This window comes from Desulfoluna sp. CLI2B, assembly GCF_056847375.1.
In genome coordinates this window covers 5,138,541-5,151,603 of sequence record NZ_CP186557.1, presented here as the reverse complement: position 1 = coordinate 5,151,603, position 13,063 = coordinate 5,138,541, and the positions used below count along the sequence as shown (strand labels likewise).

The following is a 13,063-nucleotide window of genomic DNA, read 5'->3' as shown; positions in this document are numbered from 1 at the left end:
CAGGGAGCGGGGGAAAGAGGGTGGCGGGGTGGGTGCTGGTCTGGCTGATCCTCCTTGGGGCGTCTGTGCCCCACGCGGCGTCGGTGCGCAGAGTGGTGGGGGTTGTCATCGGAGGAGCAGCACCTTCCCAGGACGCCTTGCTTACGGGGGTGCGACGTGAACTTGCCACCCTTGCCGGGCCGGAGATGGAGCTGATGCTCCCCGAAGGCAAGGTGTGGCGGGGAGAGCCCACCCCGGAGGGCATGGCCTCGGCCTTTGACGCTCTGGAGGCCGACGGTGAGGTCGCCTTGGGTGTGGCCCTGGGGTACGTGGCCTCGGGGGTTGCTGCAGAGAGGACCCGGTGGAACACCCCGGTGCTGGCCACCCACCTGTTGACCCGTCCAGAGGCTTCGGTCCCCGGGTTCCGGGGCATTGTGGTGGGGCCCCTGATTCGCACGGGGCTGGGGCAGTTTTTCGGGGCTGTGGAGGTGCCTCGGGTGACGGTTCTGGTGGATGAGCAGGCCCGGCCCATCCTTCCCCGCATCGAGGCGTTTCTGGGAACCGTTCCTTTTTTGCAGGAGGTGCCCTGGACCCTGCGCACGGTCCCTGCGCGGGGGGATGCCCTGCGGGAGGCGGTGCGGCACGAAACGGGTGCGGTGATTTTTTCCCCGTTTCCCGGGATGTCCGAAGCGGCCATGGCCGGGGTGGCGGCAGAGCTCAGGGCCGGTAAGCGCCCCTCATATGCCATGGGGGGAAAAAAGGATGTGGAGGCCGGGCTTCTCTTCGGGTCGGTGCCCAAGGGCGAGACCAGGCGTCTGGCCCGCCGGACGGCATTGACCCTGTACAGCATGGCCCGGGGCGAGACGGTGGGGACGGACCGGGATGAGTGGGCCGTGGAGGGAACCCCGGTGATTCATGTGGGAACGGCAAAGGCCATCGGCTTTTCGCCGCGTTGGGAGCTGTTCCGGTATGCGGAGAAGGTAGGGGAAAAGAGCCCGGAGCCGGTGCTCCTCTCCCTGGCGGAAGCCATGGAACGGGCCCGGCTGTACAACCCCGACCTGGCCTCAGAGGCCCGCCTGGTGGAGGCCGGGGCACAGGAGTCCAAGAAGGTGCTGGCCGCCTTGCTGCCCAGCATTGAGGCGTCGGTGACCGGGATCCGCATCGACGAAAACAGCGCGGAGAAGAGCCGGGGCACGGAGTCCGAAGATACCGTCAAGGGCAGCCTGACCCTGACCCAGGTGATCTATTCCGAAGCGGCCTTGAGCGGCTACAGCGCTTCAAAATCTTTTCAGCTCTCCCGGGAGACGGAGCAGAAGGCCCGGGAGCTGGATAAGGCCCTGGCCGCGGGCCAGGCCTATATCAACCTGCTCAAGGCGCGCAGCCTGGCAGCCGTGCGCAAGGGAAACCTGGGGGTGACCCAGGAGAACCTGGAGAGGGCCCGTGCCCGGAAACAGGTGGGGGCCCTCAACCCGTCGGAGCTGTTCCGGTGGGAGAGCGAGGTGGCGAGCAATCGCACGGAGCTTCTCAACGCGCGGGTTCAGGTGCGGTTTGCGGCAAATGCCCTGAAGCGGCTGTGTGGCATGGAGGTGACCGATACGGTGGACACCCTGAACGGCGAGGCCGACCAGGCGGTTCTTTTGACCGTGCACCCTGCGTTCCGGGAGATGCTGGACCGGCCCACGGAGTTCGGGGCCCTGGTGGCCTCCCTGGTGGACGTGGGCCGGGAGGCCTCGCCGGAGCTTCTCCAGGTGGACCATGCCCTGACCTCGGGCCGTCGCCGTGTCCGGGGGGCCCGGCGAGCCTTCTATCTTCCGGAGGTGGCCCGAGGGGAGCTGTCACCGAGATTTTTCCTACCGGGGCGGGTATGACCGGGTGTTGCCCAATTATGATGAGAAGGAGTGGTACGTGGCCATCCAGGCGAGCTTTCCCCTGGCCACGGGGGGCGAGCGCCTGGCCGACCTGCGGCAGGCGGCCGAGGAGACCTCGGCCCTCTCTTTGAAGCGGCGTTATCTCATGACGGTGCTGGCCGAGCAGATCACCGACGCCGCCGACGCGGTCCAGGCCACCGGGGCCACCATCGGGCTGGCCGCCACCTCCCGGGATGCCGCCGAGAAAAACCTCGCCCTTGTCACCGACGCTTACGCCGAAGGGGCCGTGGCGGTGATTACCCTGCTGGACGCTCAGAACACGGCGGTTTCAGCGCGCATTGCCGCAGACAATGCAGTCTACGATCACATGGCAGCGATGCTCTCGTTCTCAGCGTTTGCTGGGGCGGTTGGACTTTTCCGGGGGGGCCGGAGAGACGATGGTCAGGCGGCTCGCAAAGGCCGCAGCAGAGGAGGTTGGGAGCAGAGACGCGGGCATGGCGCCGATGTGATTGCCGGCCACGTGATGCATGAACCGAGACGGAATTGCATAAGGAGAGGGTATGGGCGGTCGGGTGTGGAGAGGAGTGGTTCTGGCGGCAAGCCTGTTGGCGCTGGAATGCGTGGGGTGTTCGGGGGACAGGGCGGCCGAGGAGGTTCACCTGAGGCCGGTGCGGGTGCAGAGGGCGGTGCGGGTTGCCCCTGAGGTCTCCCGGGTTTTTTCCGGGTATGCCCTGGCCTCGGTGGAGTCCAGGCTCAGCTTCAAGGTGCCGGGCACCCTGGAGCGAATCCCGGTGAGGTGGAGCCGTCCCCAGTGCCGGGACCTTGTGGCGTCCCTGGACGACCGGGACTACCTCCTGCGGGTCCAGGAGGCCGAAGCGGGCCTGGACCAGGCCAGGGCCCAGGCCCGCAACGCCGCCCTCTCCTATGAACGGGCGCGGCGGCTCTGGGAGAACGACAACATTTCCAAGAGCGATCTGGACCGGGCCCGGGCAGCCTGGGAGTCGGCCACGGCCCAGGTGACTTCCATCGAGAAGAAGCGGGACCTGGCAAAGCGCCAGCTGGGATACACCCGCCTGGTGTCGCCCATGTCGGGGTCGGTGACCATGGTCCTGGCCGATGAGAACGAAAACACCGGGGCCGGGGTGCCGGTGGCCATCCTTGCCTCCGGGCGCCGGGTGGAGGTCCATGTGGATATCCCCGAGGTGATGATCTCGGACATCCGTGCAGGGCAGGCGGTGGCCGTGCGGTTTGCCGCCATGGGGAAGAGGCCCTTTCCGGCCGTGGTGTATGAGGTGGGCACGGCGGCCACAGGCTTTGCCGCCACCTACCCCGTGACCCTTCGCCTTGTGGAGGAGGTCAGGGAGGTGCTGCCCGGCATGGCGGCGGAGGCCACCTTTCGATTTCCGGGGCGCGGTGGGGAGCGGTTCCTTGTCCCTTCCCATGTGGTGGGGCAGGATGCGTCCGGGCCTTTTCTCTTTGCCGCAGAGCCCGACGGGGAGGGGAAGGCCACGATCCGGCGCCTTCCCGTGGCCGTGGGAGCCCTGACCCAGGACGGCCTTGAGGTCTTTTCCGGCCTTTCCGGCGACGAGTGGGTGGTGACGGCGGGCATGAGCCGCCTGAGTCATGGCATGCGGGTGCTGCTCAAAGCCGGGGAGGCGCCATGATGCACATCACGGAAGCGGCGATCCGCATGAACCGGGTGACCCTGGTGGTGATCCTCATGGTGGTGCTGGGGGGCTGGGTCACCTTGCACAGGCTGCCCCAGGACGAGGATCCCGGGTACATCATCCGGGTGGCCATGGTCACCACCTATTTCCCCGGTGCCAGCCCGGAGCGGGTGGAGCAGCTGGTCACCGACAGGCTGGAGAAGGCGATTCAGGAGATCTCCGAGCTCGATTACGTGGAGAGCGAGTCCCGGCCCGGGATTTCCATCATCTATGTGCACATCGACGAGTCATACAAAGAGATGCGTCCCCTGTGGGACGAGTTGCGGCGCAAGGTGGACCGGGAGACCCCCAGGCTCCCGGAAGGGGTCATCGGGCCCTTTGTGAACGACGACTTCGGGGATGTGTTCGGCCAGGTCCTGGCTCTTACCGGCGAGGGGTACACCTACCGCGAGCTCAAGGATGTGGCCGACGAGGTGCGTGACGAGCTGCTCCGCATCGACAACGTGGCCAAGGTGGAGATCATCGGCGCTCAGGAAGAGCAGGTGTTCCTGGAGTTCAACTCCGCGCGCCTGGCCCGGTACGGCATTTCGCCCCTTATGCTTCAGCAGGTGCTCTCCCAGCGCAACATCATCATCCCCGGCGGGGCCCTGGAGTCGGGTCAGGAGCGGATCAACCTGGAGCCCACGGGGAATTTTGAGGCCGTGGCCGAGATCCTGGACACGGTGATCTCGGTGCCGGGCCGCAAGGAGGTGGTCTACTTAAAGGACCTGGTGGCCGTGACCCGGGGGTACAAGGATCCGCCCTCCACCCGTATGAGATTCAACGGCGCCCCGGCCCTGGGCCTGGCCATCTCCATGTCCGACGGCGGGGATATCATCGCCCTGGGCAAGGAGGTGACGGCCTTTACCAAGCGGCTGGAGGCCCTCTATCCCATCGGCGTGGGGTTTCAGTTCCTGGCCCGTCAGCCCGAGCGGGTCCACCGGAGCGTCAGCGATTTTCTCTCCAACCTCATGCAGAGCATCGTTATTGTCTGCCTGGTGATGCTGGCGAGCCTGGGGGTGCGGACCGGGCTCCTCGTGGCCAGCCTCATCCCCGTCACCATCCTCATGGCTTTTCTGCTCATGGGCTTTTTTGGCATCGGCATCGACCAGGTCTCCCTGACGGCCCTGCTGATCTCCCTGGGAATCCTGGTGGACAACGCCATTGTCATGAGCGAGTCCATCATGACCCAGGTGCGGGAGGGCCAGAGCGTGGCAGAGGCAGCGGTGACCTCGGCAAAGGAGCTGGCGCGCCCGCTCCTCACGGCCTCGTTGACCACCTCCTTTGCCTTTTTGCCCATCTACATGGCCAAATCGTCCACCGGGGAGTACACCTCCCCCCTGTTCAAGGTGGTGACCCTTACCCTCCTCAGCTCCTGGGTGCTGGCCCTCACCATGATCCCTTTGTTCTGTGTCCGGTTCCTGCGCGTTAAGGGGCCGGATAAGGAGCCGGGGTATCAATCGCCTTTTTATACCCGGTACCGGCGGGCCCTTCTGGGGGTGCTGCGCCACCGCCTGCTGTTCGTTACGGCCATGTGCCTTGCCTTCGTGGTGGCCATGGCTGGGTTTCGGTACGTGCCCAAGCGGTTCATGCCGGATTCGGATCGCCGCATCATCACCGCCACCGTGGAGACGCCCCCGGGCTCGGACATCGCCCACACCGAAGCCATGGTCAAGCAGATGGAAACCTTCATCCAGGCCAACCTCATGGCGGAAGAGGGGGGAGAAGGGGTGGTGAGCTGGGGGAGCTTCATCGGCGAAGGGGCTCCGCGGTTTATCCTCTCCTACCGGCCGGACCCGCCGGAGAGCAGCTTTGCCTATCTCCTCATCAACACCACCTCCTTTGAGGCCGTGGCCGAGGTGGTGAACCGGCTCCAGGATTTCTGTGACGCCGAACTCCCCGAGGTCCGGGCCAAGGTGTCCCGCCTGTCCGTGGGGCCGCCGGTGAACCACCCTGTGGCGGTGCGTATCTCCGGCAAGCGGGATGCCGTGCTCTTTACACTGGTGAATGGGCTCAAAGAGCGTCTGCGCAAGGAACCGGGGGTGCGGGAGGTGGGGGATGACTGGGGGCGCCACACCCGCAAGCTGGTGGTGCGGGTGGACCAGGAGCGGGCCCGGCGCGCTGGCATCACCAGCCGGGATATCGCTCTTTCCCTCCAGGGGACCTTAAGCGGCATCCAGGTGGGGCAGTACCGGGAGGAGGACGACCTCATCCCCATTGTGGTGCGCTCCGTGGCCGAGGACCGAAACGACATCGAAAAACTGGAAGGGCTGCGCATCTACAGCCTGGCAACAGGCCAGTCCGTGCCTTTGAGCCAGGTGGCCCATATGGACACGGACTGGCAGCACGGTAAGATCATTCGTCGGGACCGGCTTCGCACCGTGGAGGTGTACGCCGACCTCTTCGAAGGATTCAACGCCCTGGCCATCAACGAGAAGGTCTCGGCCTGGCTGGCGGAACAGAGCGGCGGCTGGGGTCTGGGGTACCGCTACGAGGTGGCCGGTGAGGCGGAAAAGTCGGCCAAGGCCAACCAGGCCATCGCCGATGAGCTCCCCTTTGCCGCCATGCTGATCATGCTGCTTCTCATCCTTCAGTTCAACTCCCTGAGGCGGACGGCCCTGCTCCTCTGCATCGTGCCCCTGGGGCTCATCGGAGTCACCGTGGGGCTTCTGGTGGCGCGATCCTATTTCGGGTTCATGACCCTTTTGGGGGTGGTGGCCCTTTCGGGCATTGTGATCAACAACGCCAACGTGCTGCTCGATCGCATCCGCATCGAGATCGAAGAGAACGGGCTGGAGCCAGGCGACGCCGTGGTGATTGCGGCCCAGCGGCGGCTTCGTCCCATCCTGCTCACCACCCTCACCACCGTGGGCGGTCTCATTCCCCTCTGGGTGGGGGGCGGGCCCCTTTTCGAGCCCATGGCGGTCTCCATTATTTTCGGGCTGGTCTTTGCCACGGTGATCACCCTGGGCATGGTGCCGGTTCTCTACACCTTGTTCTTCAGGGTTCGCCTCTGAGAAGGCAGAAACACTTCGCGACAACGGACAATGGACCACACGGTGGGGGCGGTCTCCGCCCTCCGTGTGCCTGGCAGGTAACGCAAGCAACGGGGTGACAGGTATGTCCGAGACAACATTCAACCAGGGGCTTCGGCTCAAGCGGTTTGCCATGGCCGCAACCACCTACCTTCTGTGGCTGGGGCTTTTTGCTTATGTTCGCTACATGGGGCTCTCCCAGATTCCCTGGCGCGTGTTGTGGCGGTGCACCTGCCTGGTGGCGTTGTGCAACATCGCCTTGCTGCTGGTGTTTCTGAGCGGGTTGAACCGGTGCTTCAAAGACCCGAGCCTTACCCTGTTTCAGATGGGCATGGGGACCTTCTGGGTCATGGTGGGGGTCTACTATTCGGGGGAGGCCCGGGGCGGGCTGCTTCTTCTTTACCTCGTGGTCTTTGTCTACGGGCTCTTCCGGCTCAAGGTCCGGCAATTCCTCTTTCTCTCGGCCTTTGCCATCGCAAGCTACGGGGCGGTGCTGTTTCTCCTCCAGAGGCAGGACCCAGCCGGGTTCAACACCCGGCTGGAGGTGATGAACCTGCTCATCCTCATGGTGGTGCTTCCCTGGTTTTCCCTGGTGGGAGGCTACATCACCAGCCTTCGGGAAAAGGTGGCCCGGGCCATGGCCACCATAGAGAAGCTGGCCATCCACGACGACCTCACCCAGGTGTTCAACCGCCGCCAGATGTTCGAGATCCTGGAGCGGGAGAAGGCCCTGGGGGATCGCGGGGTTCACCCCTTTTCCATATGTATCTTCGATCTGGATCATTTCAAGCGGGTCAACGACACCTTTGGCCACGAGGCGGGGGATATCGTGTTGCGCACCGTGGCCCAGGCTATTCAAAAAAACCTGCGGGACATCGACCACATCGCCCGGTACGGGGGGGAGGAGTTTATCCTTATTCTTACCAACTCCGGGGTGAGTGAGGCCATGCAATGCGCCGAGCGGGTGAGGGTTCTCACCGAAGGGCTTGTCTTTGAGGGGCTTCCTGCAGATTTTCGGGTGACCATCTCCGTGGGGGTGACCAAGTACACCCCGTCTGAGGACATCAAGGCCTCCATTGGCCGGGCGGACGACGCTTTGTACCGGGCAAAGAGCAAGGGAAGGAATCGGGTGGAATACGAACCGGCAAGGCGCAGGGACGGTCAAGGTCCGGCTGGAACACGGGAGAAAAAGGGGGAGGGAGCCCATCCCGGCATGTGATGGTGACGGCCGGATGGGTTTTTCAGCGGTCGGTGACGCGGGTGGCGCAGTCCGGGCAGCCGTTCCAGTCCGGCTCCAGGTAGCACCCGCAGTTGATGCACTGAAGCAGGATTCGGCCCGAGCAGAAGGGGCAGTAGCGGTGGCGCTCCCTCAAGTTGGCGTTGCAGTGGGGGCACTTGACCTCCAGGGTGTTCTGGGGGCCCAGGACCCGGAGCACCTCTTCGGCGGTGGTGACGCCCTGGTTGATCTTGGTCCACCCGTCTTCCACCAGGGGTTTCATGCCTGCCCATCGGGCGGCCCGGGTGAGTTCGGACTCTGAGGCGGCGGTGTTGATGAGCTGTTTGATCTCCTGAGTGACGGTGAGGATTTCAAAGAGGCCGGTGCGCCCCCGGTAGCCCGAGTTGTTGCACCGGTCGCATCCTTTGCCGTGGAAGGCCGGGAAGGTGCCTCCGTTGGCGTTGATGCCCAGGGCATCGATGGTGGCAGGGGAGAGGGCCTCCTCTTCCTTGCAGTTGTCACAGATGCGGCGGACCAGACGCTGGGCGATGATGCCGCTTAAGGCCTCGCCGATGACGTAGGGCTGGATGCCCATGTCCCTGAGGCGCGTGATGGTGGGGATGCTGCCGTTGGTGTGGAGGGTGCTCAGGACCGTGTGGCCGGTGAGGGCTGCGTGGAAGGCCACCTCGGCGGTCTCGAAGTCCCGGATCTCTCCCAGCATGATGACGTTGGGGTCCTGCCGGAGGATGGCCCGCAGGATGATGGGAAAGTTCAGGCCGATCTTCTCCTTGACCATGACCTGCTCGGCCATGGACATGAAGTACTCCACGGGGTCTTCGATGGTGGTGTAGTTCTTGGTGACCGAGGCGTTTTCCTGCATCAGCGAATAGAGGGTACTGGTCTTGCCGCTGCCCGTGGGGCCGGTGGTGAGGATGCACCCCTGGGGGCGGTTGATGAGGCGGGTGACCATCTCCTTTTCCTCATTGGTGAGCCCCAGGTCCTCCACGCTCTTGATGGAGGCGTTGCGGTCCAGGATGCGGAACACCACCTTCTCCCCGTTGATGGTGGGCAGGCAGGAGAGGCGGATGTCCACCATTTTCGAGGGGGTCTTCACGGTGATGCGCCCGTCCTGGGGGCGCCTTCGCTCGGAGATGTCCAGCTCGGCCATCACCTTGATGCGGGAGACGATGGCCGGGTGCATGGTGATGGGGACGTGGATCTTGTCGTTGAGGAGCCCGTCCATGCGGTACCGCACCATGACGTATTTTGTCTTGGGCTCGATGTGCACATCCGAGGCTTCGTGGCGCAGGGCGTCGGAGATGATGGCGTTGACGATGCGAATGGCCGGGGGCTGGTCCTTGGCGATGAGGAGCTCTTTGAGGTCGGCTTCCTCGTCCTCTTCGTCGAGGATGATCTCAATCGCCTCGGTGGGGTCTTCCATCTCCAGCACGGTGAGCTCATCCAGGCCTGCCTCTTCCTCTCCGTAAAGCTCCTCGATTTTTTTGATGATCTCCTTGCGCGTGGCAATGACCGGCTCCACCCGCAGGCCGGTGATGAACTGAAGGTCCTCGATCTTCAGGTATTCGCTGGGATCGTTCATGGCAATCATGATCCCGGTTTCCGTACGCTTCAGGGGCACCAGCAGGTTGTTTTTGCAGATCTCCCGGGGAATCAGGGCCACCAGGGCCTCGGGTGTGCTGAACTCCGCGGGGTAGACGCGGTTGATGCCCATCTCCCGCTGGATGGCGTTCAAGATCGTTCCCTCGTCCACCAGGCCCATTTCCATGAGTACCTGGGGCATGGGCAGGTTTTTCTTTGCCTGGATTTCCCGGGCATTTTCCAGATCATTTTTTCGAAGGAGGTTCTGCTTCATCAGGATGGATCCCACCTGGCTCCGGTGGGTGTTGATGAAACGGCTCATCTGGTTGATGCGCTTGGTCTGGGAGACCTGGTTTTTTTTCAGGGCCCGGTTTTCCCGGATAAGGTCGTACTGCTCCAGGGCCAGGCCCACGGTGATGCGGAGGTCTTCGTCGCTCCAGGGCTTGGTGATGAACTTGTAGACGGCCCCCTCGTTTACCGCCCCCATGATGGCCCCCACGTCGGCATGGCCGGTGAGCATGATGCGGATGGTGCTGGGGTACTCTCGCTTGATCCGGCGCAGGAGGTCGGCGCCGGTGATGCCGGGCATGCGGTGGTCGGTGATGATGACGTGGATCTCCTCCCGCCGGAGGCACTCCAGGGCCTCTTCACCGCAGGACGCGGTAAAGATGCGGTAGGTCTCCTTTCGAAAGATGCGCTTCATGGCCGACAGCACACCGGCTTCGTCATCCACAAAGAGAATGGCGTAGGGCCGGGAGTCCTCCGGGGGCTCTTCCGAGTCGGGAGGGTCTTTGCCCAGGAAGAGGGATGCGAGTCGGCTCATGGTTCCTTCTCCTCGGCGGGGAGGGCCCGGTGCAGGGGCAGGCGCAGGGTGAAGGTGGTGCCTTTGCCCTCCTCGCTTTTGACGCTGATGGAGCCCCGATGGCGCTTGACGATGTTGTAGACCACGTTGAGGCCCAGGCCGGTGCCCTTGCCTACGGGTTTGGTGGTGTAGAAGGGGTCGAATATTTTTTTCAGCTTTCCCTTGGGGATGCCGGTGCCTGTGTCGGCGATGGCCACCACGGCATGGGTGTTGTCGTGACGGGTGGTGACGGTGATGGTCCCTTTGTCAGTGATGGCCTGGGCCGCGTTGACCAGCAGGTTGATGAAGACCTGGTCAAGTTGCCGGGCGTAACACTGCACCGGGGGAAGGGGCTGGTAGTCCTTTTCCAGGGTGACCTTGTACTTGAGCTCGCTGCCCACGATGTTGATGCTCTTGTCCAGGTTGGTGTTGAGGTCGGCCAGGCTGAGGGTCTCCTCGCCGGGGTGGGCAAAGTCTTTCAGGTCCTGGACGATTTTCCGGATGCGCTCGGCCCCGTCAATGGACTCGCTGAGCAGCGGGGGAATGTCCTTGAGGATGAAGTCGATGTCCGCGCCTTCGTCGATGTGGCGGAGTTCCGACAGGAGGCGGTCTGTTTTCTCTCCGGTGAAAAGGCCTGCCCGGTGTGCCTCGTCAATAAGGTCTCGCTGCAGGGTCACGAAGCGGATGAGCTCTCCGGCATACTCGTCGAGGCTGTTGATGTTGCTGGTGATGAAGCCCATGGGATTGTTGATCTCGTGGGCCACCCCGGCGGCCAGCTGGCCGATGGAGGCCATCTTCTCCTGCTGCATGAGGTGTTCCTGGGCTTGCCGGATCTCTTCGGTTTTCCGTTTAACCTCCTTGTCCAGGCTGGCGGCCAGGAGCCGGTATTTTTTCTCGGATTTGGCCAATTGGGCCGCTTTCTCCTTGAGGTCGGCAAAGGTGTCTTCCACCACCTCGCCGTGGACCCGGGAGGCCATGGCCAGGCCGCATCCGCTTTTCATGATCTGGGTGATGGCCGTGGCCAGGATGGCTTCGGCGGCCGCCAGCTCGTCGGTGGGGACATTGCCGTCGGGGTTGAACCCCAGGGCCAAGTAGCCCAGGATGTCCAGCTCGTGGACCAGGGGCGTGAGGGTCACCCATCCCTTGGGGGTCTCGGTCAGGGCCCTTGTCCCGGGCCGGGTTTCAGCCAGGCGTTCCCCGATGGCGTGGGTCAACTCCCCGCAGCTATCCTCCGGGAGCAGGGGCGTGCCGTCGGGCATGAGCACCGAGAGGTGGCCCAGGCCCAGGGGCGGGGCCGCACGGACCCAGGTGAGGACGACCTCCGAGGGGAGGAGGTCCCTCAAGGAGTACTCCCTGTCAAAGGGGGTGATGGTCTCATGGGAACGCTCCATGGGCGGGGCTCCTTGGGTTTGGGTCAATGGCTCACGGGGTCGGTGTGGGAAGGCAGCACCGAATGAAGGTTCTCTTCCATGATCCGGTAGCTGCCTCCCAGGTCGTGGGAGGCGTCCAGACTGCGGTAGGTGGCCGAGAGAATGGTTTCGAAGGTGGTGCGGACCCCTTGACCGGTGAGGGCGGTGGAGAAGGTGACGGGGAGCCCCGACGGCTCCCAGCGTGAGCGGATCTCCTCGGTGGTGAGGATGTCCGGGAGATCCCGCTTGTTGAACTGGATCACCAGGGGGAGGTGCTCGAAGTCCAGGCCGATGCGCCCGGCGTTTTTTTCCAGGTTTTCAAAGCTCTGAAAGTTGTTGAGGGCCTGTGCCGTCTGGGAGTCGGCCACAAACACCACCCCGTCGGCCCGGGAGAGGACCGCCTTGCGCGTGGCATCGTGGGCCACCTGGCCGGGGACGGTAAAGAGCTTGATTTTTACCCGGTACTCCCCGTCGGTGCTGGCAAGAATGGGGAGCAGGTCAAAGAAAAGGGTGCGGTCACCCCGGGTCTCCAGGCTCATGAGGTCGCCGCACCGGCCTGGCCGGATGAGGTCGTGAAGCTGCATGAGGTTGGTGGTCTTCCCGGAGAGGGCCGGTCCGTAGTAAACGATCTTGATGACGATTTTTTTTTCTTCATCGAGGATCTCGGCCATTGGAACCCCCTTTTGTCAACTTCCTTTGGCCTGTTCGATATCGGTGATGATGGCCGTCAGGGTTTCCTGAAGGCGGCAGTTGAGTTCCTTGTACTGCCTGGCGGTCTCCTCCACATCGGTGAGGCAGGACCTCAGGCGGTTTTCCATCTCGCTGTTCAGGGCCAGCAGGGCTTCGTTTTTCTGTTTGATCACCTGGGACATCTGCTTGTTTTCCATGGCCAGGTTGAAGTGGTCCACCCCGTTTTTCACCGACATTTTAAGCTCGGCCTTGCTCCAGGGCTTGTTGATGAACCGGAAGATGTGGCCTTTATTAATGACGGTGATGGTGGCGTCGATGTCGGAGTGGCCGGTGAGCATGATGCGCACCACCGAGGGCCAGCGGATGCGGACCTTCTCCAGAAACTCCGAGCCGTCCATGTCAGGCATCATGCGGTCGGAGATCACCACGGCCGGTTTGATGACGTGGAGCTCTTCAAGGGCGGTGGTCGGGTCGTCAAAGGCGTAGATCTTGTAAGGCTCGTTTCGAAAGGCGCGGGAGATGGAGTCCAGAATGGGTTTTTCGTCATCCACAAAAACGACTTTGTTATTCATGGGTCACCTCTGTCATGGTGAACGGGTGGGGGCGGGCGGGGCTTCCCGGGATGATCGGAGCCGCAGGAACGGGCTCGTTATCTCCCAATGGGGTAGGGACGGAGAAGGGGCGCTTTGGGGGACTCAGTAAAAAAGGGGGGGGACAGGG

9 protein-coding genes are annotated in these 13,063 nt (G+C 63.5%); 5 read left to right on the top strand and 4 right to left on the bottom strand.

Annotated elements, in window-relative coordinates:
* The first annotated feature begins 20 nt into the window (after nt 1-20).
* The 5 genes from ACOYW2_RS24030 (at nt 21) to ACOYW2_RS24010 (ending at nt 7,807) form a co-directional block, all read left to right on the top strand.
* Complete coding sequence (locus ACOYW2_RS24030) at nt 21-1,847, top strand: TolC family protein (protein WP_482768219.1); 1,827 nt, start codon at nt 21-23, stop codon at nt 1,845-1,847.
* A gap of 7 nt (nt 1,848-1,854) precedes the next feature.
* Entirely contained in the window at nt 1,855-2,550 is a 696-nt protein-coding gene (locus ACOYW2_RS24025) for a TolC family protein (RefSeq protein WP_482768218.1), read from the top strand.
* Nucleotides 2,432-3,511, top strand: coding sequence for an efflux RND transporter periplasmic adaptor subunit (locus ACOYW2_RS24020; protein WP_482771078.1), 1,080 nt, complete (start codon nt 2,432-2,434; stop codon nt 3,509-3,511). The genes ACOYW2_RS24025 and ACOYW2_RS24020 overlap by 119 nt, the downstream gene beginning before the upstream one ends.
* The gene (locus ACOYW2_RS24015) at nt 3,508-6,570 is read left to right on the top strand and encodes an efflux RND transporter permease subunit (protein ID WP_482768217.1); all 3,063 of its coding nucleotides are present in this window, start codon (nt 3,508-3,510) and stop codon (nt 6,568-6,570) included. The genes ACOYW2_RS24020 and ACOYW2_RS24015 overlap by 4 nt, the downstream gene beginning before the upstream one ends.
* Before the next feature lie 103 nt (nt 6,571-6,673).
* Nucleotides 6,674-7,807 (top strand): GGDEF domain-containing protein, encoded by a 1,134-nt coding sequence (locus tag ACOYW2_RS24010; protein ID WP_482768216.1) that lies wholly within the window; start codon nt 6,674-6,676, stop codon nt 7,805-7,807.
* Nucleotides 7,808-7,829: 22 nt separating this feature from the next.
* Here the strand turns inward: ACOYW2_RS24010 and ACOYW2_RS24005 are convergent, their stop codons facing one another.
* Genes ACOYW2_RS24005 through ACOYW2_RS23990 form a run of 4 tightly spaced genes read right to left on the bottom strand, consistent with a single transcriptional unit; the run spans nt 7,830 to nt 12,915 of the window.
* A complete protein-coding gene (locus ACOYW2_RS24005; protein ID WP_482768215.1) occupies nt 7,830-10,226 on the bottom strand; it encodes an ATPase, T2SS/T4P/T4SS family in 2,397 nt (798 codons plus the stop codon).
* Nucleotides 10,223-11,635, bottom strand: coding sequence for a sensor histidine kinase (locus ACOYW2_RS24000; RefSeq protein ID WP_482768214.1), 1,413 nt, complete (start codon nt 11,633-11,635; stop codon nt 10,223-10,225). The genes ACOYW2_RS24005 and ACOYW2_RS24000 overlap by 4 nt, the downstream gene beginning before the upstream one ends.
* Nucleotides 11,636-11,658: 23 nt before the next feature.
* Nucleotides 11,659-12,324 (bottom strand): GTP-binding protein, encoded by a 666-nt coding sequence (locus ACOYW2_RS23995; RefSeq protein ID WP_482768213.1) that lies wholly within the window; start codon nt 12,322-12,324, stop codon nt 11,659-11,661.
* 15 nt (nt 12,325-12,339) lie between these two features.
* Nucleotides 12,340-12,915, bottom strand: a complete 576-nt coding sequence (locus ACOYW2_RS23990; RefSeq protein WP_482768212.1) for a response regulator — start codon at nt 12,913-12,915, stop codon at nt 12,340-12,342.
* Nucleotides 12,916-13,063: the final 148 nt, after the last annotated feature.

Bases quoted from the DNA above. Each gene is read 5' to 3' on its own strand.
- ACOYW2_RS24010 (WP_482768216.1), top strand. From the start codon at position 6,674: ATGTCCGAGACAACATTCAACCAGGGGCTTCGGCTCAAGCGGTTTGCC.
- ACOYW2_RS24005 (WP_482768215.1), bottom strand. From the start codon at position 10,226: ATGAGCCGACTCGCATCCCTCTTCCTGGGCAAAGACCCTCCCGACTCG.
- ACOYW2_RS23995 (WP_482768213.1), bottom strand. From the start codon at position 12,324: ATGGCCGAGATCCTCGATGAAGAAAAAAAAATCGTCATCAAGATCGTT.
- ACOYW2_RS24015 (WP_482768217.1), top strand. From the start codon at position 3,508: ATGATGCACATCACGGAAGCGGCGATCCGCATGAACCGGGTGACCCTG.
- ACOYW2_RS23990 (WP_482768212.1), bottom strand. From the start codon at position 12,915: ATGAATAACAAAGTCGTTTTTGTGGATGACGAAAAACCCATTCTGGAC.
- ACOYW2_RS24000 (WP_482768214.1), bottom strand. From the start codon at position 11,635: ATGGAGCGTTCCCATGAGACCATCACCCCCTTTGACAGGGAGTACTCC.